20 protein-coding genes are annotated in these 23,975 nt (G+C 42.8%); 13 read left to right on the forward strand and 7 right to left on the reverse strand.

From position 1 onward, the window contains the following. Nucleotides 1-52: 52 nt before the first annotated feature. The gene (locus AC07NA_RS03495) at nucleotides 53-1,387 is read right to left on the reverse strand and encodes a sensor histidine kinase (RefSeq protein WP_494895696.1); all 1,335 of its coding nucleotides are present in this window, start codon (nucleotides 1,385-1,387) and stop codon (nucleotides 53-55) included. A gap of 219 nt (nucleotides 1,388-1,606) precedes the next feature. Between AC07NA_RS03495 and AC07NA_RS03500 the strand changes: the two genes are divergently transcribed. Continuing rightward, nucleotides 1,607-2,584 carry a 2-hydroxyacid dehydrogenase gene (locus AC07NA_RS03500; RefSeq protein ID WP_494895698.1) on the forward strand — a complete coding sequence of 326 codons (978 nt, stop codon included), beginning with the start codon at nucleotides 1,607-1,609 and terminating at the stop codon, nucleotides 2,582-2,584. A gap of 11 nt (nucleotides 2,585-2,595) precedes the next feature. Here the strand turns inward: AC07NA_RS03500 and AC07NA_RS03505 are convergent, their stop codons facing one another. Beyond that, on the reverse strand, nucleotides 2,596-3,036 hold the full coding sequence (locus AC07NA_RS03505) for a DUF6630 family protein (RefSeq protein ID WP_494895700.1): 441 nt from the start codon (nucleotides 3,034-3,036) through the stop codon (nucleotides 2,596-2,598). Between the two features lie 396 nt (nucleotides 3,037-3,432). Here AC07NA_RS03505 and AC07NA_RS03510 point away from each other — a divergent pair, with 396 nt between their 5' ends. The 3 genes from AC07NA_RS03510 (at nucleotide 3,433) to AC07NA_RS03520 (ending at nucleotide 6,708) form a co-directional block, all read left to right on the forward strand. Beyond that, nucleotides 3,433-3,828, forward strand: a complete 396-nt coding sequence (locus AC07NA_RS03510; RefSeq protein WP_494895702.1) for a response regulator — start codon at nucleotides 3,433-3,435, stop codon at nucleotides 3,826-3,828. Nucleotides 3,829-4,225: 397 nt separating this feature from the next. After that, nucleotides 4,226-5,158, forward strand: coding sequence for a transporter (locus AC07NA_RS03515; protein ID WP_494895704.1), 933 nt, complete (start codon nucleotides 4,226-4,228; stop codon nucleotides 5,156-5,158). A gap of 2 nt (nucleotides 5,159-5,160) precedes the next feature. Further along, on the forward strand, nucleotides 5,161-6,708 hold the full coding sequence (locus tag AC07NA_RS03520) for a vanadium-dependent haloperoxidase (RefSeq protein WP_494895706.1): 1,548 nt from the start codon (nucleotides 5,161-5,163) through the stop codon (nucleotides 6,706-6,708). A 97-nt stretch (nucleotides 6,709-6,805) separates the two neighbouring features. Here AC07NA_RS03520 and AC07NA_RS03525 read toward each other — a convergent pair whose 3' ends face one another. The 3 genes from AC07NA_RS03525 to AC07NA_RS03535 form a co-directional block, all read right to left on the reverse strand. Beyond that, complete coding sequence (locus tag AC07NA_RS03525; RefSeq protein WP_494895708.1) at nucleotides 6,806-7,912, reverse strand: cellulase family glycosylhydrolase; 1,107 nt, start codon at nucleotides 7,910-7,912, stop codon at nucleotides 6,806-6,808. A gap of 24 nt (nucleotides 7,913-7,936) precedes the next feature. Then, on the reverse strand, nucleotides 7,937-8,752 hold the full coding sequence (locus tag AC07NA_RS03530; protein ID WP_494895710.1) for a phytanoyl-CoA dioxygenase family protein: 816 nt from the start codon (nucleotides 8,750-8,752) through the stop codon (nucleotides 7,937-7,939). 223 nt (nucleotides 8,753-8,975) lie between these two features. After that, nucleotides 8,976-9,563: an RNA polymerase sigma factor gene (locus tag AC07NA_RS03535; RefSeq protein WP_494895712.1), complete on the reverse strand. Its 588-nt coding sequence runs from the start codon at nucleotides 9,561-9,563 to the stop codon at nucleotides 8,976-8,978. Between the two features lie 132 nt (nucleotides 9,564-9,695). Between AC07NA_RS03535 and AC07NA_RS03540 the strand changes: the two genes are divergently transcribed. The 8 genes from AC07NA_RS03540 (at nucleotide 9,696) to AC07NA_RS03575 (ending at nucleotide 20,879) form a co-directional block, all read left to right on the forward strand. After that, a complete protein-coding gene (locus AC07NA_RS03540) occupies nucleotides 9,696-10,748 on the forward strand; it encodes a FecR family protein (RefSeq protein WP_494895714.1) in 1,053 nt (350 codons plus the stop codon). A gap of 41 nt (nucleotides 10,749-10,789) precedes the next feature. After that, on the forward strand, nucleotides 10,790-14,293 hold the full coding sequence (locus AC07NA_RS03545; RefSeq protein WP_494895716.1) for a SusC/RagA family TonB-linked outer membrane protein: 3,504 nt from the start codon (nucleotides 10,790-10,792) through the stop codon (nucleotides 14,291-14,293). Between the two features lie 27 nt (nucleotides 14,294-14,320). Next, complete coding sequence (locus tag AC07NA_RS03550) at nucleotides 14,321-15,925, forward strand: SusD/RagB family nutrient-binding outer membrane lipoprotein (protein WP_494895718.1); 1,605 nt, start codon at nucleotides 14,321-14,323, stop codon at nucleotides 15,923-15,925. An 18-nt stretch (nucleotides 15,926-15,943) separates the two neighbouring features. Then, nucleotides 15,944-16,948: a glycosyl hydrolase family 18 protein gene (locus AC07NA_RS03555; RefSeq protein WP_494895720.1), complete on the forward strand. Its 1,005-nt coding sequence runs from the start codon at nucleotides 15,944-15,946 to the stop codon at nucleotides 16,946-16,948. 34 nt (nucleotides 16,949-16,982) lie between these two features. Beyond that, nucleotides 16,983-18,326 (forward strand): glycosyl hydrolase family 18 protein, encoded by a 1,344-nt coding sequence (locus AC07NA_RS03560; protein WP_494895722.1) that lies wholly within the window; start codon nucleotides 16,983-16,985, stop codon nucleotides 18,324-18,326. Nucleotides 18,327-18,351: 25 nt separating this feature from the next. Then, nucleotides 18,352-19,083 carry a glycoside hydrolase family 16 protein gene (locus AC07NA_RS03565; RefSeq protein ID WP_494895724.1) on the forward strand — a complete coding sequence of 244 codons (732 nt, stop codon included), beginning with the start codon at nucleotides 18,352-18,354 and terminating at the stop codon, nucleotides 19,081-19,083. Between the two features lie 362 nt (nucleotides 19,084-19,445). Next, a complete protein-coding gene (locus AC07NA_RS03570) occupies nucleotides 19,446-20,126 on the forward strand; it encodes a hypothetical protein (protein WP_494895726.1) in 681 nt (226 codons plus the stop codon). 18 nt (nucleotides 20,127-20,144) lie between these two features. Next, nucleotides 20,145-20,879 (forward strand): hypothetical protein, encoded by a 735-nt coding sequence (locus AC07NA_RS03575; RefSeq protein ID WP_494895728.1) that lies wholly within the window; start codon nucleotides 20,145-20,147, stop codon nucleotides 20,877-20,879. A 42-nt stretch (nucleotides 20,880-20,921) separates the two neighbouring features. Here the strand turns inward: AC07NA_RS03575 and AC07NA_RS03580 are convergent, their stop codons facing one another. Continuing rightward, nucleotides 20,922-22,169 (reverse strand): MFS transporter, encoded by a 1,248-nt coding sequence (locus tag AC07NA_RS03580; protein WP_494895730.1) that lies wholly within the window; start codon nucleotides 22,167-22,169, stop codon nucleotides 20,922-20,924. 142 nt (nucleotides 22,170-22,311) lie between these two features. On the opposite strand from AC07NA_RS03580, the gene AC07NA_RS03585 reads away from it, so the two are divergent. Continuing rightward, nucleotides 22,312-23,205, forward strand: a complete 894-nt coding sequence (locus tag AC07NA_RS03585) for a LysR substrate-binding domain-containing protein (RefSeq protein ID WP_494895732.1) — start codon at nucleotides 22,312-22,314, stop codon at nucleotides 23,203-23,205. A 14-nt stretch (nucleotides 23,206-23,219) separates the two neighbouring features. On the opposite strand, the gene AC07NA_RS03590 is transcribed toward AC07NA_RS03585, so the two are convergent. After that, a complete protein-coding gene (locus AC07NA_RS03590; RefSeq protein WP_494895734.1) occupies nucleotides 23,220-23,972 on the reverse strand; it encodes a LytR/AlgR family response regulator transcription factor in 753 nt (250 codons plus the stop codon). Nucleotides 23,973-23,975 lie beyond the last annotated feature (3 nt).

Here is a 23,975-nt window from a genome sequence, read left to right on the forward strand (position 1 = left end):
CGCTAATGAAACACGGGGCAATTGCCTATCCATTTTGAGATAATTGCCCCTATCAGTAGCTTCCTGCACCTGCCGGTATAAAAACAAAAAAGCTGGAACCACGACCAAAAACACTTTCGAAGCCTATTCTGCCGCCCTGCCGTTCAATAAACTCTTTACATAATAACAAACCCAGGCCAACACCCTTTTCATTATTTGTACCGAAACCCGGTTCCGTATTAATAGAAAATATTTTCTCCTGTTTGTTATGCTCTATCCCTTTGCCATTATCACTTACCATTATCTTGCACTCATTGTCTACTAATTGCGCATCAATATTAATAATGCCGCCATTAGGAGTAAATTTAATGGCATTGCTAATAAGGTTACGCACTACCAGTTGCAGCATATTTACGTCTGCAATTACTACCAGCGAAGGGCTTATTTTGTAATTTAAGGCGATTTCCTTTTTAGCGGCCTGCGTTTTGCCCATATCTAATGTGCTTTTTAATATATCAAGCAGGTTTGCCTGCACCAAACTTACCACAGGCCCTTCCATTTGCGATTTAGACCATTGCAGTAGATTGGTAAGCATATCCATTGTGCTGTTGGTTGCCGTAAGTAATTCATGCTCTATAACTGTACGCGTTGGGCCTTCCAACTCATTTTCATTGAGTAACTGCAAGTAACCTTGTATATTAATTAGCGGCGTGCGCATATCATGCGATATGATAGACATGAGTTTATTCTTTTCAGTATCGCTTTTTTCAAGCTGTTGTTTTTGAAGTAGTATGTGCCTGTTTTGCTCTTCAATGGCCTTAGCTTTTTCTTCTACGGCTACACGCTCTTTGTCGTAATTTTTGCGGATGTATTTAATAACGATATAAATCGCGATTACCGGCAACGGGAACGCCGTTATCCTGTCGATCAGCTCCCCCTCGCCTGCCTCAAACGGGTGCTTTACCAAGCCGGGATGGTAATAGGCCACCAGGTGCAAAACCCAAAAACATATTACATAAACTATTAACCAGGCAAGGTGCTGCCGGTATGGCGAAATAGCAAATACCAATAACAAGTAAGCAGGCCATATAATATCAGTTGAACCATTGATACCCGAATTGGCAAAATAGTTAACCGAGAAAATAACCAACCCTATTACTCCAAATAAAACAGTGCTATGCGGTTTATTATTAAAGCGGGAATTATAATACTCGTATAAGAAAAACAAGCTCAGCAAAAAGCTGGATACACAAGCCACGTAAAGTCCGGCAAAAAAATTATAGGGCACGTAAAAAATAGCCAATACAATTAAGCCAATGCTAATAGAATGAAAAATCCTGCTTTCTAAAGAAAAATCCGAAGAGTTACCTATTAGCTTAAACCAAACCTTATTCAATTTTTTTAACATACGCTAATAGTAGCTGCTCAATTTTATGGTACAAATAAATCAGTTTGGTTTTTATAGGTTGATTGTGGCGACTTTATTTAAAGTGCTAAAGTTTATAAATAGTTAGTTACAATAAAAGAAATTTAATTAATAAAGTTTAGTCTTGCCAACTGGGGTATCACAGTACCTAATTTAATTGCCGCTTACAGGCTTAATCGCTAAAAAAAGTATTTTTGAAAAATGAATGTTTTCATAACACGGGTTATTCCGCAAAAAGGATTGGAACTGTTAAAGACTGCCGGTTGCACGGTAAAACAACACACTGAGCAGCGAGAATTATCAAAGGAAGAATTAATTGAACAGTGTCGCGATCAGGACGTGTTATTAAGTTCGGGGCCTAACGTGATAGATGCTCATTTTTTGCAATCGTGCAGGCACTTAAAAGGTATAGCGCTTTTGAGCGTTGGCCATGATAATGTTGATCTGGAAGCAGCAACCCGCTTTGGTATACCTGTAAGCAATACACCCGATGTATTGACGCAGGCAACAGCCGATACCGCTTTTTTACTGATGCTGGCTGTATCGCGCAATGCCTTTTATATGAATGAAAGCATTAAACGTGGTGATTGGGGATTTAACGAGCCAACAGCCAATCTTGGGCAGGAACTTTACGGCAAAACACTGGGTGTGTTCGGTTTGGGAAGGATCGGCTCAGATTTGGCGGCAAAATGCAAGGCGGTTTACCGAATGGACATTATATACCATAACCGTAAACCCAACAAAGAGGCCGAACAAATACTCGACGCGCGATATGTATCTTTTGAAACACTGTTACAGCAGAGCGATGTTTTATCGGTACATGCAGGATTATCTCCCGAAACTAAAGGGATTTTTGATATGGCGGCGTTTAAGCAAATGAAGCCTTCTTCTATTTTTGTAAACACGGCACGTGGCGGTTTGCATAATGAAACAGACCTTACCGCTGCTTTACAAAAGCGATTAATTTGGGGTGCAGGACTTGACGTTACCAATCCGGAACCGATGGCGCCGGACAATCCATTGTTGAACATGATGAATGTTTGTGTATTACCGCATATAGGCTCAGCAACGGTTGAAACAAGGGATAAGATGGCGGTAATGGCGGCAGAAAATATAATTGCTGTAGTTGAAAAACGTAAAATGCCCCAAATACTTAACCCTGAGGTTTACAACGGATAAAACTACCGCCGTTACTTTTCATCATATTTATAACCTATCATTTTTATGGCCTGCATTACCTTTTCTTTTTGAGAGGTTTTAAAAACAAGCATCATATATTCATCTGATTCGGTATCTATAAAACCCATCAGGAAACCATGAGATTTTAAGGCTTTCTGATACGTTTCAAATACGCCATCATATGAAACTGATTTATCGCCCCATATAGTTGGTGCGGGTAACGTAAAAGTAGTGTTGTAATTCTTTTTCAGTGCACCAGAAACCCGCCAGTGCAGGGTTGCGATATCTGCCTTCCAATCCATGCTCATTATGAAAGGGATATGATGCTCATCGGCGAAACCGACAATGCTGTATAACAACTCTCCTTTTTCGGTCGCGTTATTTGGGGTACTTAGCTTATCAATAAAGGGTATCAATATTTTATGATAAGCCGGCTTTGTAACTGCACGCATCAATTGTAAATAACCTTTTATTACTTCCGAATTTACCCTTTTCGTTACAGGCTTTTGTATAACCCCAATTGCCGGTTGTGTATTAACGCTGTAAAGGTGTTGTGGAAGAAAATTGCAGATAAAAGCCAACCCAATAAAAATATTGCTTTTCATTACTATCGTTTTCATGGCATCGGTTATGTTATTTATAATAAACCAATTACCTGTACATTGTTTTAATCTTGTGCGCCCTAAATACTATCACACAATATGTGGGGTTATTTTTCTACAAAAAATGCCCTTATCAGTTACCCAAACGGTTTAATTTGTTCAAATTATTCATCAATCACACATAAACCCATGTTTTTACAAATCGGTATCAATATTGTATAGCTTGTATTGCATACATCAGCAATCATGAAAAAAAATATTCTTGTTATAGAAGACGATCCGGCTATGCTGGACGCCATCAGAAGGTTGTTAGCTTTCCGAAAGCTTGGTTTTACGGGTATAGCCGGCACAAATGATATATTGGAAACTGTAGCCAAGCAACAGCCCGACCTAATACTTACCGATTACGTGTTACCCGGCATGAATGGCGGAATGATATGCAAGGCCATTAAGAACACGCCATCGCTTGCCCACATCCCTGTTATTTTAATGACGGCTTATCACAAAGAGGCAATAGCCCTGGGGCATTTTGGTTATGATGGCTACCTGGCAAAACCGTTCGACAATAAAAAGCTTTTAAAAATGATAGATAAGCTTTTGAATTTAGACACCGTTGAAAATGATTTGGTCAGATCGCATTAACATCCCTTCTCCACTTTCTGTAATACAAACATGCCTGCTGTAGCTACATCTGTAGTCCATAACAAGAATCTATACAGATAGATACGTTCCTGTACTTTCCCTCCCTGCTTTGCATTAATACTATTTTATCAATTAATTATACTAAATACGCTTTCGTGCATTGTTTATGCGGCAAAGTATTTATTTAGCTTAACAATTATATGCTTCCGTAAAAATTGCCTTAAAAGCTACTGTAACGCTATTTTTACAAAATTTAAAACTTTTTTAGTATTTTTAAAAAGAAGTACTTACTTTAATATCACTTTTAAAAAGAGTTAAAATACACCTTTAGCATCAGGGAGAACCACCGGAATACCAAATGCTTAATTAACTATATTTTAAAAACCTAAATTAAACTATGAACATCTGGAGCAAGTACATCATTACCAGTTTACTTACCTCGGCATGCTGGCTTCATTCTTTTGCGCAGAATGAGTTGGATGCGGTAATGATGGGTAAAAACAACCTATGCGTAGCAGCAGCATACGGTTACAGCAGTTGGGACAAATACTGGGAGGGCACTTTTAAGCGTGAAAACCTTAACATCGGCACACTCTCAACACAGTCGGTAACCACCATGCTTAATTACGGCATTAAAAACAACCTGAATGTAATGGTATCACTGCCTTATGTTTCAACTAAGGCTTCGGGTGGTACATTGGCCGGTTTAAGCGGCTTTCAGGATATCTCCTTTTATATCAAATACCGTCCGCTCCGCAAAATATCCGGCAGCCAAAAGTTTTCCTTGTTCGCCATTGGCGGTTATGTAGTACCATCGCACAACTACAATATCGACCTGATGCCTATGTCTATAGGGATGGGATCAAATGTAGCTACAGGCCGAATCATTGCCGATTACCAGATCAGCAAGTTATTTCTTTCGGCTTCGGGTACTTATATGTATCGTAATAATGTGGATATCGATCGTCCGTCATATTACACTACCCGGCAAATTAACTCGCACGAGGTAGAAATGCCCAACGCCGGGAGTTACCAGCTGCGTACCGGTTACCGCACAAGCATGATCATAGCCGAGGCCTTTTTTGATCAGACGAGAACCTTTGGTGGTTTCGATATCCGCAAAAACGATATGCCTTTTGTAAGCAACAAAATGAACACCACCAATATTGGTTTTGAAGGCAAGTACTACCTGAAACAGCTGCCCGAATTGGGTATACACGCCATGGCCTGGCGCACGCTGGCCGGCCGTAATGTAGGCCAGGCAAAAGGTTTTATGGCCGGTTTATTATATAATATCAGAATTGCAAAACATCCAATAGTACGCCAATAATTATGAAAAGAAGATATACTTATTTAAGCCTTTCCATTTTTGCATTAACCGTATTTTCGGCATGTAATAAGGATATTGTTGAAGCCGACAGCGCATACCCGGCCCTTGCACCTGCACAGTTGGATGGATCTGCAAAAAATTGGCAGCCCCTCATTATTACGTCGGCAAGTGATTTCGCTTTGCCCGAACCTGCAAGTACCTCGTCAGCCAGTTATAAGAAAGAGATTAGCGACCTCAAAGAGGCTACTAAAAACCTTACTGCCGAGCAAACAAGAATAATAAACTACTGGAAGGTTGGTAGCGTGCTGCGCTGGAACGAAATAATGCGCGAACTGGTGGCCAAACACAACTTGCCACCTTACCAAAATCCGGATGGCACCTACCCTATCCCGAGCGCAGCTAACCCGTTTGCATACCCGTCATTCCCGTTCTCTAATCCACCTTATGCGGCAAGGGCTTACGCTTATGTGAGCGCCGCGCAGTACGACGCATTGATATCGGCCTGGTACTTTAAAGATAAATTCAAAAGACCGGCGCCATATAAGGTTGACGGATCGGTTAATGTATCGGTACCTAAAAGCGACCTCCCTTCTTATCCATCAGAAGACGCGGTAGTGGCGGGAGCTTCGTTTGAAATAATGAAACTGCTTTTCCCTGCCGATGCAAGCTATATTGCCCAAAAGGCCAATGAAGAAAAAAAATACAGGCTTTGGACAGGTGCCAACGTATTAAGCGACATTATAGCCGGCGATTCGCTGGGTAGATGGGTTGCCCGCAAAATAGTAAGCCGCGCCAGAACAGACGGAATGGGTGCCGCCGTTGGAACTCCTGAAATATGGAAAAAACTGGAGGATGACCACAAAGCGCAAGGCTTAACGCCCTGGATTTCGCTTGAATTACCTAAACGGCCGCCAATGCTGCCTGTGTATGGTAATGTAAAACCATTGCTTTTTGCACCGGAAGTAACTGCGACATTAAGGCCGGAAGCCCCGCCGACTGCCGAATCGCCCGAAATGAAAAAAGAAATAGACGAACTGGTGGACCTTACCAAAAGTCCGAGCCGCGAACGGATGCGTATTGTTAATTTTTGGGCCGATGGCGCAGGTACTTATACCCCACCCGGCCACTGGAACGCCATAGCTACCGAAGAATTTGTAACTAAACAATACAGTGAGGTACGCTGGGCGCGGAACTATGCGCTGTTGAATGCTTCGCTGATGGATGCGGCCATTGTATGCTGGAACACTAAGTACTTTTATTTTAACGCGAGGCCATGCCAGTTGGAGCCGAGTATAAAAACATATACAGGCGTACCAAACTTCCCGGCATATATATCGGGGCACTCCACCTTTAGCGGGGCCGCTGCAACCATATTGAGCTACCTGGTACCCGATAAGGCTAACGACTTTAAGGCGATGGCCAACGAAGCATCCATGTCGCGCATGTATGGCGGTATACATTATCGCTCCGATTGCCAGGTAGGATTAACTACCGGCGAAAAGGTTGGTGATTACGCGGTTGCACGTGCTAAAACTGATGGCGCCAATTAAGTAATAAATAAAAAGGATCAATAAGGAATGATTACTCTCTTATTGATCCTTTTTTGCTTTTTATGAATTGATGTTACGGCTACACAACTATCAAAATTTAATTGGCATGCATGTGCTGTTTTACATATTCCTTTGTTTTTGATTGCGAAATCAGTTTAGTGAGCAGGGCTATCTCATTCGCGTCATACGGCCTGAAGTCGCCGTAGTACAGGTCATGCTGCCAAATCTTTTGCTCCGGGTCGCCGGGGCGATGGCCCCAGGGTAGTTCTGTTTGGGTTTTGCCGTTTACCAGCCCCCACAATGTGCAACCAATTTTGTTATCATAAAACACATCCAGCACATCGGGTATGGTCGATTTAAAAGGCCTGTTCATCCACTCGGTATTAATGAGCGGCCGGTTGTATTTCTTATAATGCTCAATCGTTCTCAACAAAATTTCGCGGTTACCATATTCGTGAAAGGTGATCACGTCTGAATGCTCAACAATAATATCATTCAATCTCGGGTTTTGATCGAAAGCCCCTATGGTTAATGGCTGCGAGGGGTTTATCTCACGTCCCCATGCAATCACCTTTTTCAGCAAAGGCAAAGTAGTGCCACCCAAACCACCATTGGTGGGTTCGTTATATAAATCCCACATCAATACACGTTTATCTTCTTTAAAACGGCTCATCACTGCCTTAACATATTTTTCAAGCTTAGGATAAGTGGTGGTATCAGTAACCATGCTATGCCCCGGGCTCGGCGACCATGCCCAGGCATACCAGCCTTTTAATGGCTCGGGCTGTTTACCAACTTTAGGGTCGGGTGTAATACCGAACGAGCAATCATCAAACAAAGCCGGTATAAATTTTATATGCCGCTTATCGCAAAGCTTCATAAAAACATCCAGCGTATTGAGGAAATATTGTGGATCATCTTCATAAACGGCATACTGTAATACCGCACGTAAAGTATTCATACCACTTTTTTCGGCAAGTGTGAGTTCTTTATCAATAGCTGCCGGGTCGAATGTGGTTTTATCCCACATGGCGGTGTAATTGATGGCGTAGGCAGGTATATAATTAAAGCCGCACAGCCAGGGCTGTTTATTATACCAGTCCCAAATACGCTGTTCGCTCCATTTATTTGCAGTGCTTTGGCTGTAGCAGCACAGGGTACTTATCAGCAGCAATGCCAATAACGCTAATTTTCTTCTCGTCATATATAATTTTATAATTGGTTGGGTTTATAGTACCAGTGGATTAAGATTTGAGGCCGCGAGGCTACCCACCTTCAAACCATTCAGCCAGCGCTGACGGTCATTCTCTTGGTGTTTATTTTGAGGTTCGGTTACGTGCGCGCCATCGGCATAAAAAATAATAGTCATCACTTCGCGTGTTATGTCCGAATTGTTTCCCGGCGCTGTATGTAGTGTCCAGCCGTAATGCCAGGTAGCGTCGCCTGCCTTCATAGTGTTCGCTCGGGTTACGGGGTAGCCTTTTTCGCGGATGTACTTTTGCAGAGATGTTTCTGATTCGTCAGAGATGGGGATATTCTCAGCAAAACCTCCCCTATGCGAGCCGGATGCAAAGGTAAGCATGCCCATATCTTCGGTGATGTCAATAAGTGGCATCCACATGGTTACGGTATTGTTGGTATCCAGCGGCCAGTAATATTGATCCTGGTGCCAGGGTGTAAAACCGCCGCCGGGCTCTTTAAACAATGCCTGATCGTGGTAAATACGCACATTTTCAATCCCAAGCAGGTCGGCAGCAATACGGCCGAAGCGCTTCGCCAGGGTAAACTCACGTACAGCTTCATCGTTTTCCCATAGGTTCATAACCTGTAGAAATGCCTTGCCGTAAGTATCTCGCTCTTCAAGTTTCCGTTGTTCGGTATTATACTTGTAGGCAGCATTGTTTATTACTTCGCGATAATGTTTTGCCTCAGCAGGTGAAAGCACACCTTCAATAAGCGTGTGACCAAGTTCCCTGAAACTGCTTGCCTGTTCGGCGCTAACACGTAATGTATCGTCGGGCGATGATGTATTTGATGCTATCATAATATAAATGATTATTCAGATCTGTAACAGCATCAAAAAAAGGGAATATATACTAATCAGCCTATGGCTACATTAGCTAAAAAATGGGATATATTATCCAATACTATTATAAAATATCATTTATATGATTAAATAGTCTTTTAATACCAGGTTATGGAGAGTATTTTACGTTGATAGATATAAGGACTCAGGCCCAAATGGAATTATCCGGCAGACAGACAAACTACTGTAATAACCTAACTATCAACACATAAACAAATACATCCCTTAATACTTTAATAGCATTGTGCAGGGTATTGTAGATGGTTCGTTCGGTAAGGCCGGTTGTATCTGCTATTTCACAAAAACTTTTTTCATCAAAATAGCGCAGCCGCACTATCTCTATTTGGCGAGGTGTTAGCTGGTTCAGCGCTTTTTGCAGTCGTTTTTTGGTAAACTCATCCTGCTGACTGGCAATCAGTATATTTTCGTATGGTTGTTCGGCAGCCGCGGCTGTTATTTCGGCCTCCTCAATTGAGGTAGTAAAGGTATCGCGTGAGTATTGCTGGTAAGTTTTATAAAGTATGCGCTTATATATAGTGAGCACATATTGTTGTATGTTTTGTACGGATGATAACTTATCTTGTATCCGCCATAATTCAATAAACAAATTATTTATACTCTCTTTTACCATCTCCGGATTTTTATACATACAGATACCGAAGCGGTACAGATCATCATAAAACAGCTCAAAACAGGCGTAAAGACCCCTTTTGTCGCCAATGGCAAGCAGCGACCAGTCCTTTTTTATCCGTTCTGTTTTAAGGCTCATTAACTGCGGTTATTTGTAATGTTTGGGGTTTGGAGTAATTTATTGATGAAATTAACAAATTCTTTGTAAATATTTTAAAAAGACTTGGTAAAAAAGAATATTCTATTGCACTTGTGTATAAATACCAACTAAATGGACTATACCAATTTCAACATTGAAGATTTTTTGACTAATGAGAGCTTTGTAAACTATTGCTACGATACAAATGATGACGATAAAAAACATTGGGAAAATGTTATACTCACCCAGCCCTTATTAAAAAAGCAAATTACTGAAGCACGCGAACTATGCCTGCTGCTCGGTATTAAGGTTAGCAAAGCAGAAAAGCAACAGGCGCTTAACAACCTGAAAAAAGCGATTGAGCGCGAACAACTGCAATCAACCAACATAACAAAAGGCAAAGTACGCAGGTTATGGTCTGCGCGTATAGCCGTTGCCGCGGCGCTGCTTGTGTTCGCTATGGTTTACGGTATATATAAATATACCTCTCCCGTATCGGGTGCTGTGTTATACAGCCGGGTTACAGATGCCAGTTACCATATAGTAGCGCGTACCAATTTCAACGGACGCAAAAAGGTTGCCCTGCCCGATGGCACCATTGTAATTTTAAATGGCGCGAGTACCCTAAAAATGGCCAATGATTATAATAATAACAGCAGGCATGTGGTATTAACAGGCGAAGCCTTCTTCGAGGTGCATAAAGATAAGGACAGACCATTTGTTGTACTTACCTCTAAAACGGCTACTACCGCCCTGGGTACCTCTTTTAAGGTGAGCAGTTACTCCACTTTAAAAACCGCCAGTGTAATGCTGGTTACCGGTAAGGTTAAGGTAGAATCAACCCGCCCGCATTCAAATATTAACGACCAGATATTGGTTCCGGGTCAGCAGGTTACATTGACCGATGGCGCAAGCGGCTTCATCAAATCCAACTTTAATACCACCAAATTACAAAACTGGATTGATGGCAGGCTGATATTCTCAAACGCGAACTTTGCCGAAATAGCAGCCAAAATAGCCGACATATATGGCGTACAGGTAGCCGCCAGCAGTAAAGATACCAGCAAAATAAAATTTACCGGTCAGTTTGATAATAAGAGCCTTACCGAGGTGCTGGATGCTATTGGCTTTGTAAACAACTTTACTTACAAGCAAAAAGACGACCGTATTAAAATCGTATTCTAAAAATAACCATACTCATATTTAACCACCTAATCTTTTAAACTATGCTAAAAAAACTACCCCTTTCACGTTTTTTCCCGAAAACGTTATTGAGGATGCTTGGTGCAGTATTCCTGATCATTTATACCAGCGGATATGCCCAATCGTCACCAAACCCGCTTTACTCCTTCAACTGGCAAAATCAGCCTGTAGAAAAAGTGTTTAAGCAAATTGAGGATGCCACCAAAGTGCGTTTCTCATACAACCCGGCCGATGTTGATTTTAAGCGCCGCATCAATCTCAAAATAACCGACAAGCAATTGAACGATGTTATTGATGCTTTGGCGAAACAAATTAATGTGAAGTACAAAATATCGGGCGAAATGGTAATGATACAGGCGTTGAAAACCAACGCGGGAACTGCCATTTTTACATTAAAAGGTAAGGTTTTAGATGCCGATAAGCTTGCCTTGCCGGGTGTAACCGTGGTAAATACCAAAAGCGAAAAATCGGTTGTTACCAACAATTCCGGTGAATTCGCTATTGAGGTGAGTACGGGCGATATCATCACCTTTAGGATGGTTGGTTTCGAGCCATCATCAGTAATAGCGAGTGATGATATAAAGTATGTAACCATTAACCTGAAACTTAGCAGTACCGAACTAAAAACGGTGGTAGTAACGGCCCTCGGTATCAAACGCGAGCAGCGTGCCCTGGGTTATGCCTTTAGCGAAGTGGACGGTAACGACCTGAAGAAAGCCCGCGAAACCAACGTAATGAACTCCCTTGCCGGCAAGGTTGCCGGTTTGGTGATCAACAGTACGGCAGGCGGTCCGGCAGGATCATCGAGGGTAATTATTCGTGGTAATACGACTATTACCGGTAATAACCAGCCGCTGTATGTGGTAGATGGTGTACCTATTGACAATTCAAACTACGGCCAGGTTGGCGGCGGCAAATATTCGGGCGGCCTTGATTTTGGCGACGCGATATCCGCCATTAACCCTGATGACGTAGACAAGATCAGCGTTTTGAAAGGCCCATCGGCATCGGCGCTGTATGGTAGCCGTGCAGGTAACGGCGTTATATTGATCACAACCAAAAAAGGCGGTAACCGTAAAGAACTGGGGATTGAATATAACAGTACCTCATCGTTCGAGAAACAGTTGACCAGCTTAGATGGTAACCAGTTTATTTACGGGCAAGGTAGTTCAGAGCAATTGGTAATAGATGCCGCACAGGCGAAAAATACCTTGTTCAATAACTTTGGGCCAAGGCTTGATCCAAGCTTGCAGGTAATAGGTTTTGATGGTGTGTATCGCCCTTACGCGCTGGTGAAGAACAATATCCAGGATTTCTTCCGCACAGGATCAACGTTTACCAATACGGTTTCGTTAGCTAATTCGGGTGAGAAAGGGAATTTCCGTTTATCCATATCCGATTTGCGCAATAACGACATTGTACCCGGCAGCAATATGCGCCGTAATACATTCAACTTTAATGGAAGTTCAAAGTTCGGCAAAAACCTTACGGTTGAAGCACGTGTAATGTACATGAACGAAAATGTAACCAACCGCCCATCGCTTGCCGATGATCCGGGCAATATTGGTAACAACTTCATCGGTTTAGCCAACAACGTTGATCAGGCTTACTTTAAAACTGGCTACAAGGATGTGGAAGGCAATTACGTAGAATGGGGCGGCGGTCAGTACAGGCTTGATCCATATTGGGTGATCAACGAAATGAACAACCGCACCAAAAAGAACCGCATGATAGGCGGTTTGCAGGCCAATTACGTTTTCACCAGCTGGTTAAACCTGCAAGGCCGGGCATCTACCGACTTTACTTACTTTGATTACGAAAAATTCAGCCCTATATCTACCCCCGGCTCATTAACCGGCCGACTGGAAACTACCAACCAAAAAGTGCAAACCACTGAAGGAGATATGTTGCTGACCGCTCAAAAGCAGGTATCAGCTACATTAAACCTATCGGCCAGGCTTGGTGTAAGTTTATCGCGCAGCCAGGCACCCGGTTACAGTGGCTCATATATTGACATGGTTGCTACCGATGTAGTTAGTTCAAACAGCTTTGCCGACAAAACGATTACCCAGCTCTCGCCAAGAGAAATGCAGACAAGATCTGTATACGGTTTAATTACAGCGGCATATAAAAGTTATTTGTACTTAGACGCGACTGTTCGCCGCGACGCGGTATCAACTTTACCGATGGGCAAAAACGCTTATACCTATCCTTCAGCATCGGCAAGTTTTGTGTTCAGCGATGCCTTCAAAATCCCTAAAACAGTATTGTCTTTTGGTAAAATACGGGTATCAGGCGCCGAAGTTGCCAGCAGTACCGATCCTTACATGCTTAATTTAGTATACGCGCTTAATCCGCAAAACTTTAACGGGCAGGCTTTGGGAGGCATCGGTACAACCATTAAACCTCCGGGTAACGATCTGAAACCTACCCGCACACGCTCTTTTGAGGTAGGTACAGATCTTAAGTTTTTTAACGACAGGATAGGCCTGGATGTTACTTATTACACTTCGAAATCAAGAGATCAGATCAACGTGGTTAACGTGCCCTTGTCGTCGGGTTTCCCGCAGCAATTAATTAACGCGGGCGTGGTTGGCAATAAAGGTGTGGAAATAATGTTAAACACCAAGCCAATTGTAACCAAAGATCTGACCTGGGATTTCAGTGTAAACTTCGCCCGCAACATCAACACGGTACAATCACTTGCTGAAGGCGTACCCTATTTAACCTTATCTGATGCACGCTGGTTAGGTACATCAGTAGTAGCAAGACCAAACACTGCTTACGGCGCTATTTTAGGCTATGGCGGTCAAAGGGACGAACAGGGCAATGCCGTGCTCGATCCGGTTACACTTGCCCCTCTGCAAACTGTTGACCGCGAAGTATTAGGCAAAGGAACCTGGAGCTGGACAGGCGGTTTAAGCAGTGCGGTATACTATAAAAATTTTGGTTTAAGCTTTATTGTGGATGTTAAACATGGTGCAAGCTTATTCTCAATGACTAACCTGTTCAACGTAATACGAGGCTCAAGCGAGGTGACTTTACCGGGCAGGGCCGAGTGGATAGCATCTGAAGAAGCACGCCAAAACGCAGGTCAAACCATTGAGCAATGGCGGGCATCAGGCAATGTAAGGGGTTATGTGCCGCAGGGCGTGGTACAAACCGGTACCGATGCATCAGGCAAGCCTATTTACGCGGCAAATACCCGTGCAGTTGATCCATCCATTTATTGGGCTAATTACTATAGCGATGGCAATGGCGTAGCCACACCATTTATATACGATGCAAGCTATATCAAAATGCGCGAGATAACCTTAAGCTATAATATCCCTACCGCTATTTCATCAAAATGGGGTATTAAAAATATGGCAGTGGCTTTGGTAAGCCGTAACCCTTTCATCATACACAAAAATGTACCCAATGTTGACCCCGACTCCAACTACAACAACGGTAACGGGCAAGGCCTTGAATATGGCTCATTACCATCAAGAAAAAGCTGGGGATTTAACCTGAATGTGAAATTTTAAGATACTGACATTGATAATTGTATAGATATGAAAAGATATATAAACAAAATAATCATCATACTTTTAGCAGTTACCACATTGCTGGTTTCTTGTAAAAAGTTTGAAGATTTTGGCGATACCAATACCGATCCAACCAAATCAAGCAACCTTGATCCGGTTAATCAGCTGGTACTTACGCAGCTGCGTTTCTCGGGCGAGTTAACGATAAACGAGCGTACCAGCATCATCATGACCATGCCGCTGGTGCAGCAAATTGGCGGTGCTTATTACACGCGTTACGGGTTTGAATATGTAAAGAACAGGCAATACATGTCGGAAATGTGGGAGCTTGGTTACCCTAACGATGTATTGAACATTGTTGACGCGGTTGAGCGCTCGGCAAAAGATCCGCTTAAAACCAACCTTAATGCCATGTGCCGCATTATGAAGGTGTATATTTTTGCAAGGATCACCGATCTGTATGGCGACATTCCGTACAAACAAGCAGGCCAGGCATATATATCGGGTATTATACGCCCCGAGTTTGATAGCCAGCAGGATATTTATAACGATTTCTTTAAAGAATTAACCGAGGCTTCGGCACAGCTGGATGCTTCAAAGGATAACGTAGCAGCTGATATATTTTACAAAGGCAATGTAGCAGCCTGGAAAAAATTTGCCAACTCGCTGCACCTCCGTTTAGCCATGAGGTTGAGCAAGGTTGATCCGGATAAGGCTAAAACCGAAGTACAGGCCGCGTATGCTGCCGGTGTATTTACCGATGCTGCCGATAATTGCATAACCAACCATGCCGATGTACAAAACAGCTATGCCGATATACGCGGTAATGGTGTATCGGTGGCTATTAACCAATATCCTGATGAAGGTCGCCCGCGTATTTGCAGCACTTTCATAAAAACAATGACCGATAGCAACGATCCACGCTTGCAGTACATAGCACGCAATTATTGGGTTAACCCTGATAAACCATCGGAACGACTGGATGTTACCGATCAGGTAAAGGCCAAGATAGGAATCATTGGTGTTGGGCCGGGTAAATACAATTACGATGATTTTTTGGGCGCTATCGAGGTTGATCTGGGTAATGGTCGTATAGTACAGGTGCCTAACAACGGCCAAAAAGTACAGCTTGCCAACTGGATGATCACTAATGATGCACCCTACTTTCATATCACTTATGCCGAAACCGAACTTTTACTGGCAGAAGCTACACAACGCTGGGGTTTAAGCCTTGGTGTTAACGCGAAAACCCACTTTGAAAACGGCGTGAGCGCGGCAATGAAACAACTAGCGCTGTTTAAAGGTGGTCCGGTAATTAGCGACACACAAATACAAAATTTTAAAACTGATAATCCGCTGCCTCCGGGTAACGAGGTGCGTGCCATTGATACACAACTGTGGGTTGCCCTGTTGCTAAACGGCCCCGAGGCTTATGCTAACTGGCGCCGTACAGGATTCCCGGTGTTAGAATCGGCCGCCAATGCCGAATCAACCGTGACTACTACACCGCGCAGGTTTGAATATCCGCTTACCGAAACGGAGCAGAACGCCACTAATATTAATAAAGCCATAGCAAAACTTACGGGCGGCCTCGACGATTGGACTGCAAGGGTTTGGTGGGATAAATTGTAACTGATGATATTGACGATAATGAGAAGGAATATTTATTGCGCCATACTAATGGCGGTGTTGATGTGCAGCTGTAAAAAGACCGCCAAGTCTGAAATAAAAACAGACGATGGCGAAAAACCTGTTGCCGCAGCACAGTTCAGGGTGGTGGGGTATTTACGCGAGTTTAATGTTGAGGATGGAAGCGCTATCAAGTTCGACTTTGGTAAAATAACGCATCTTAACATCGCATTCATCAACCCTGATGTAAACGGCGATTTTACTACACTGGCCGGGTTAAAGGAATTGGTTGTTGTGGCGCATGCCAAAAATGTGAAGGTACTGGCATCAATAGGCGGCGGCAATCCGCCGGCTTATTATACAGCTTTGCTGGCCGATAAAACCAGCCGTACCAAATTGGTGAGTAACCTTGCTGGCTTAACCGCACAATATAACCTTGATGGTATTGACGTTGATTTAGAGGGCAGTTTTGTAGATGCTAATTACGAAGCTTTTGTGGTAGAATTGAAAGCCATATTGCAACCGCAAAAAAAGCTGCTTACCACCGCTATAGCTACGGCCTATGCCTCGCAGTATACCGATAAAGCACTGGCGCAATATGACTTTATCAATATCATGTCGTACGATAAAACGGGGCCATGGCGGCCGCAGGATCCGGGTCAGCATTCGCCATATCAAATGGCGGTAGATGACCTGAATTATTGGAGCGGCACGCGAGGTATAGCTAAAGATAAACTGAGCCTTGGCGTTCCGTTTTATGGCTACGGTTTTGGCAGCGGCGTACCCCAGGACATGAGTTTTTCAGATATCATCAAAAAATATCCCGGTTCAGAAAATAAAGACGAAGTGAAGGATGATGCAGGCGGTACCATTTATTATAACGGCATAGCTACCATTAAAAGTAAAACCACACTGGCGCTGCAAAAAGCAGGCGGCATTATGGTATGGCAGTTATTGCAGGATGATACCGGTACGTACTCTTTAATCAATACTATTGATGCTGAAGTAAAAGCAGCTAAAAAATAAAGCGAATAGGTTACTGAATTTTAAATCATAAAAAATGGAAAAGATCTATAAAAAATTATCGTTCCTGCTGGTGCTGGTAGTATTTGCTGTCGCATGTAAAAAAGATATAGCCAAAGAGCAGGAAGCCGCCAACCCGCTGCACCCACGCATATTTGATATATTGAGGGAGTTTTCGGGGGCGCAGATCATTGATGAAGGCGATACCGCCAAGTTTACGGGCATTGAAATAACCCCGGCAGACAAAGCTACCATCAGCTGGATGGTGAACAATGTTGAAGTTTCAAAAGAGAAGAAATTCAGCTTTGCACCCACCAGCGGCGGCGAGTATACTATTAAACTGAAGGTAGCCTACAATGGCGATTCGAGTGTAAGGAGTACTAAGGTACTGGTTAATCCATCCACCTACACCTTTAAGCCATACACGCAAATCAGCATGACCTATTTAACGCAGGATGGCAGCGCCGCTAATATCAATTTCGCTAACGTTACACATGTTGCCTACAAAATTGGTTTGGTATCTCCGGAAGGTGACCTGGATACCTCGCCGGGTGAGGTTGGTCAAAAAGCAAGAGAGATTGTAGCACGGGCGCACATTGCAGGCGTACCTGTTATTATGGGTATAAGCGGCAGGTTATCAGGCATTGATGGCTGGGCCATATACGAAACCAATGATTTTGGCACCGCTATACGCGACGCTGCCAAGCGTACCAAGTTAGTGGGGTTAATTAAAGCCTATGTAGCCGCCAAACATATAGATGGCGTGGATATTATGATGACCGACATTAACTCGGGCAATGCCGATGCTAACATGGCGGCCATTGGCCCTTTTGCTACGGAGTTAAAAGCAGCCCTACCTGCAAACTCAATTTTAACACTTACCGCTACAGTTAACTACATGCACTGGAGTTATCCCGGTGATCTTTCGGCATTTAGCTGGATAAATGTGCATGCTTTTGAAGATAATATCCACATTGGCCCCGATGCTCCTGTCGGTCAGTCTTCAAGCTATGATTTTATGGTGAGCGGTGCCGCTATCTGGACGAACTTTCATTTACCGGCCAATAAACTGGTTATTGGTATACCTGCCTTTGGCTTACGTTACAATGCCTTAAACAGCAGTGGCAATAATGAAAGCTGGGGTTCTTATGATTACATGACCTACAAGGATATTTTAGCTGTAGACCCGACTGCTGCCGGTAAAGAATTTACCGATAAATCAGGCGCCGGCGGCGTATACTATAATGGGATTCCTTTGGTAGAGAAAAAAGCGACCTATATTAAAACAACCGGCTTTAAAGGCGCTTACTTATGGGCCGGCGATTATGATGCAACAGATGCAAATTCGTTGATGCGGGCTATTTATACCAAGCAGCAATAAACAGCTATTTAAACTTGTAAGTAGTATGAAAAAGATAGCTTTTGTTGTTTTCGCGCTGTCGGTATGGTGCAGCCATGTAAATGCGCAGGTTAAAACCATTAAATGGAGCGGCTACACCTGGAATGTAAAAGAACCGGCGGAAGCGACAGGCCCCGGCCCTAATTTTTGGAGCAGCGGTAATGTATGGGTTGATGCCAGCGGCTGGCTGCACCTGAAGGTGAGCAAAAATGCCCATACCGGTAATTGGGAGTGTGCCGAAGTAGCCAGTACCGAAAGCTTTGGTATGGGCACCTATCAATGGCAAATTGATGCCGATATTGATAAGCTTGATAAAAACATTGTATTAGGCTTATTTGATTACTCGGGCACCGACGCGCGCGATGAGATAGATATTGAGTTTGCCCGCTGGGGTAACAGCGAATATCCCAATCTGAACTATACCGTTTACCCTAAAGCCGGTGATCCGCCAAAGCATACCAGTTACGCTACCGAGTTTACATCGCCAAACGGCACTTATACCACCCACCGTTTTATAAGAACCGCCAATAGCGTAACCTTTAAAACACTTTACGGGCATTTGGATAATGAGCCCCGCGATAACCTCTTTATAAGCAAAGAGTTTAAAAGTCCGCAGGTATCTATTAGTAGTATCGCTATGCCGGTGCTCATCAATCTGTGGCTGTTTAAAGGTCTTGCGCCATCTAACGATCAGCCGTTTGAGGTAATCATACACAGCTTTAAATTTATAGCACAATAAAAGGAAAAAACAAGTTAGTATCCTTGTTTGGTTTGGTTAGCCCGGTTGCTTTATGCAGCCGGGCTTTTTTATATAAATTCATTTTTTATAGAGGCTTTCAATAGCATAATATTGTTGTAGAGTTGCTATTAAACACAGCCGTATTCGAAAAAATCCACCTCTCTCCCACGTCACTTTCAAGTCATTCACGCAAATACAGGTGTATTGCAGGCAACCTTTATGTTTTTTCGCCGTACAAACATTATTATCCAATAGTTTATAATATTTATAATAACGAAATAAAAATGCGTTATATCTATAGTAAAAACCAGGCGATAATGTAACCCTGTCACTTAGTACTTATTAAAGCATTTTATTAAACCATGAGGAAAGTACAATTTTTACTGATACTGTGTTCACTGCTTAATATCGGCACTATAAAGGGACAAAAATTTGAGGGCAATTCCATACTGCGCAGCAAGGCTATACATTTTAATTTGGGTACACAGGGCGTTGGTGCGGAGTTCAGCTACGGTATTTTGCCTGCAACGGCTTTACGTTTTGGCGTTAACTATATGCCTGTTAAGGCCAATAATGTAATAGGAATCTCCGGCTTTAATTCTACCTCAAAACTCTCGGCCCATTTTTCGAACATACACCTACTGGCAGATTATATGCCCATAAAAACAGCACCTGCTTTTCATATTGTTGGCGGCGCGGCATATTTTATGCGCGCTAAAGGCGGCTTAGAGGTTGTACCCAGCGATAAATATACCTATGGCGAAATTGTGCTTACTCCGGATGAGGTAGGCCGAATGAACATGAACGTAAACTGGGCAGGGTTTGCGCCTTACCTTGGTATTGGTTTACTGAAGCCCCTGCCCGGCCGCAGTTTTAATATCAACCTTGATTTAGGTACTTACTACCTGCGCAGGCCTTCGGCTCAAATTATCGGGACAGGTTTATTACAAGGCAATGTTTCGCAGCAGGGACAGTTACAAGCCAATGTTAAAAACTACCGTTTTTTACCTGTGGTACAATTAAACTTTAATTTCAAGCTATAACACATCTATCTAAAAAAAATGAACTATCTAAAATCAATATTTTGGGCCTTGCTGATAGCTTCGGTTTGTGCCTGCACAAAACCTACCGAAAATATTAAGGTGGTAGTGGATATGGATATTATTCAATATACCGCGCTTCTTCACGTTACCGATGCCACTAACCCGGCAACAGTTATAAAAAAGCCGGTGGTAACAATAAGCGGCACTGATGCCGATGATATTTATGAAATATCGGGCAAAAAGAAGTTTAAGCTTGTTGATGGCATACTTACCATAGGCCCCGGTCCTGATGCCAAACCCACATACGATAACCCGGTTACCTGCGTAGTGGAGATTAGCGCGCCGGGCTATGTAACCGCTAAAAAAACCATAACCTTTGCCGAGGGCGAAAAGCAACAGGTTATAATGATAAGCCTTACCAAACCCAGCGAACCTGTAAAAGAACCTGAGCCGCCTGCACCGCAAAACTTCACTCCTGTTACACTTAATTTTACAGGTACTTGCAGCAATAATCCGGATATGCAAATACGGCCAAGCGTATATGTGTTTTACCGGGAAGCAGCTTCTGACAATTCATTTGCATACCTGGGTTATCTCGACAAAGGCAATATTGTTACTACCGGTCTTGATATGGGCAAAACTTACGACTTCCAGATCAATTACGGCGGCGAAAATTATGTGGTAAGTCAAATTATACAACAGGATAGCTACAACCTGATACTCGATATGGGCAAAGCTTGTAATAATTTTTAAGCATAATCAAGGTTATCCTTTACTGCTATTAAATTAAGCGGATTATGCCTGCTTTGCCAGCATACCTTTTATACTGAAGGTATGAAAGTCTTTATCCGTACGTTTTTTGTATACTACAAAAGCCGCTGTTGCCAGTACGCCGATAACACCTTCGGTACATACGGCGTTACGCGGGCCAACCTCGTTAGCTAACCAGCCGGCCATCAAACTGCCAATAGGGATCATACCCTGGTAAGCCATTACGTAATAGCTGATAGCCCTGGCCCGCATAGCGGGGATGGCGTGGGTTTGTATATAAGTATTTATGGCCGATGTTTGAGCCATCATACCAATGCCTGTAAATACCATAATTATCAAGGCAATGGGCAGCTTAACGGCATAGGCTATCAATAAAACACTTAGGCCTAAAACTAAACCGGCAACGGCTATGATATTAATAAGGTGCTTATTGTTCTTTAAATTGGCCAGGTAAACCGCGCTGATCACCGACCCCAAACCGGCGGCACTTTCAAACCAGCTAAAAGTTTTGGCATCACCATTAAAAATATCCTTAGCAAATATGGGCATCAGGGTATTAAATGGTATTACAAATAAACTGGTTATGGTAAGCATAAAAATAAGGCTGCTCAAATCACGATCGCCCGAAACATATTTAAATCCGTCCTGTAGTTCGGTCCAGATACTTTTTTCTGACTTGGTTGATACAGGGGTGTTCAGCTTCATCATGAACAAACAGGTTAGTACCGGTATGTAGCTTAGAAAGTTTCCGAAAAAACAGGCATCTTCACCAAACATACCCAGTACAATGCCTGCTATGGCCGGTCCCATAATACGGGCCAGGTTAGTCATGGTTGAGTTAAGCGCTATGGCGTTGGGCAAATCGGCTTTATCGTCAACCATATCTACCATTAGCGATTGGCGGCAGGTAATATCAAACGCGTTGATGATACCCTGTATGAGGCTTAAACCTATAATGGCCGAAATGTTGTAGCACTTAAAGAGGATTATGAAGGCCAATGCGCCGGCTTGCAGCATAGAAACAACCTGCGTAATTACCAGTATGCGGTAACGGTTATGCCTGTCAACAATACTACCGGCGTATGGGGCAAGTATTAATGATGGTATTAAACTTACAAAGCTAACTATGCCAAGTAAAAGAGCGGAACCGGTTAATGTATAAACCAACCAGCTCACTGCTGTTTTTTGCATCCAGGTGCCGATGAGGGAAATGGACTGACCGTAAAAAAACAGCTTGAAATTACGGTACTTTAAAGAGCGAAAAACATTCATTTATATACGTAAAACAAAAGCAAATTCAGGGGAGATCTTAATGCAAGACTATTGAATTGTTTTATGCTACAAATATCGGCAACGGTAATATATTTGTAAAATAGATTGTTTTAATGATATTGATAGATAAAAACGATTGATTATGGAGTTACGACAATTACAATACTTTGTTAAAGCGGCCGAAACTGAAAACTTTACAGAAGCCGCCGCGGCTGTATATATAACCCAAAGCACGCTATCACAGCAGATTAAACAGCTGGAAGAAGAACTGGGGATGCTTTTATTTGACCGGGTGGGCAAACATGTGCGCATTACCGAAGCCGGGAATACGTTTTTGCCCCATGCCCGTAAAATATTGAACGAAGTACAGAAAGGTAAACAAGCCATCACCGAACTGAATAACGTTACCGCCGGGGAATTAAACCTTGGGGTGTCTTATGCTTTCACATCGCTGTTACTACCTGTACTGGCGCCCTTTTCTACTAAATATCCGGGTATCAGGATATTTATAACCTATGGTAACCCCGAAGAACTTGAAAAGAAACTGCGACTGGCAGAGTTGGATATGATATTGGCTTTTCACAATGAATCGAACGATGAAGACCTGGAAATGCAGCTGCTGTTCAGCTCGCGCATTGTGATGGTGGTTGCAAAAACCAATCCGCTGGCAAAGCTCAAAAAAATAACTTTAAGTGAACTGGCTAAACAACAACTGATATTACCCGGCAAGGGCTTTAGCTCACGGGAGTTTGTAAACAACTTATTCGCCGAAAAAAAGATTGTGCCCAATATTAAAATTGAACTGAATGATGTGCATTCGCTGTTATCATTAATACAGGATGGCCCCTGGGCTACCATCCTAAACGAAAAAGCATTAATAGGCTGGGATAAAGTTGCAGCTGTGCCCATAGTTGCCAAGGGGCTTAAACGGCAATCGCATATTTTGTGGCAAAAAGGAGTTTACAGAAAAAAGGCCGCGGTTTTGTTTATTGAAGAACTGCTGGCTGTGATGAGTTCAAGCGGAACGATCTCCTGACGAAGAATGATCGTTTATATTTTAAATAAAGATTTAATGGTACTTTTTCTTTGCCGTGATATCGGAATTTTTTGACTAATGTAGTTCATCACCAGATACCCGGAGTCTTCATTAAGGATACTGGCAACATGCGCCTTATTTACTAGATGCGATTGATGACAGCGTATAAAACCATAAGGGCTCAGCAACTCATCGTATTCATACAAGGGTTTAGAGATAAGATGCTCCGCTCCGTTGGTTAAATAAAACGTGGTGTAGTTATTTGATGATTCGCACCTTACAATGTCTTTCACCGGTACAAGGTAGGTTTCCTTTTGGGTAGGCAAGGCTATCTTCTGGCCTTCATCCGGTGATTTCCTGTCCAATAAATTAAGCAGGTTATTTAATCTTGAATTTTGCTTTCTTATATTCACAGATTGCTCTATCCTACTTACTGTATTTTTTAGTTCGGTGATATTAATAGGTTTCAACAAATAATCAAGTGCAGAAAATTTAATGGCCATTATACCGTAAGTATCATACGCGGTAACAAAAACCACATCAAAATCAGTGTCGTTCAGCGATCGTAAAAGATCAAAGCCATTTTTCCCCGGCATCTCAATGTCCAAGAACACAACATCAGGTTTTAGCTCAATGATATGCTCCCTTGCCTCGTCGGCACCGGTGGCTGTAGCAACCACATCTATTCCCTCACAGTGGCGCAGTAGCAAAGCCCGTAAGTTACTGATATTGATGGGTTCATCATCGACTATTATCGCCCTTATCATTTT

The organism is Mucilaginibacter sp. GW821-FHT07G05, assembly GCF_059418565.1.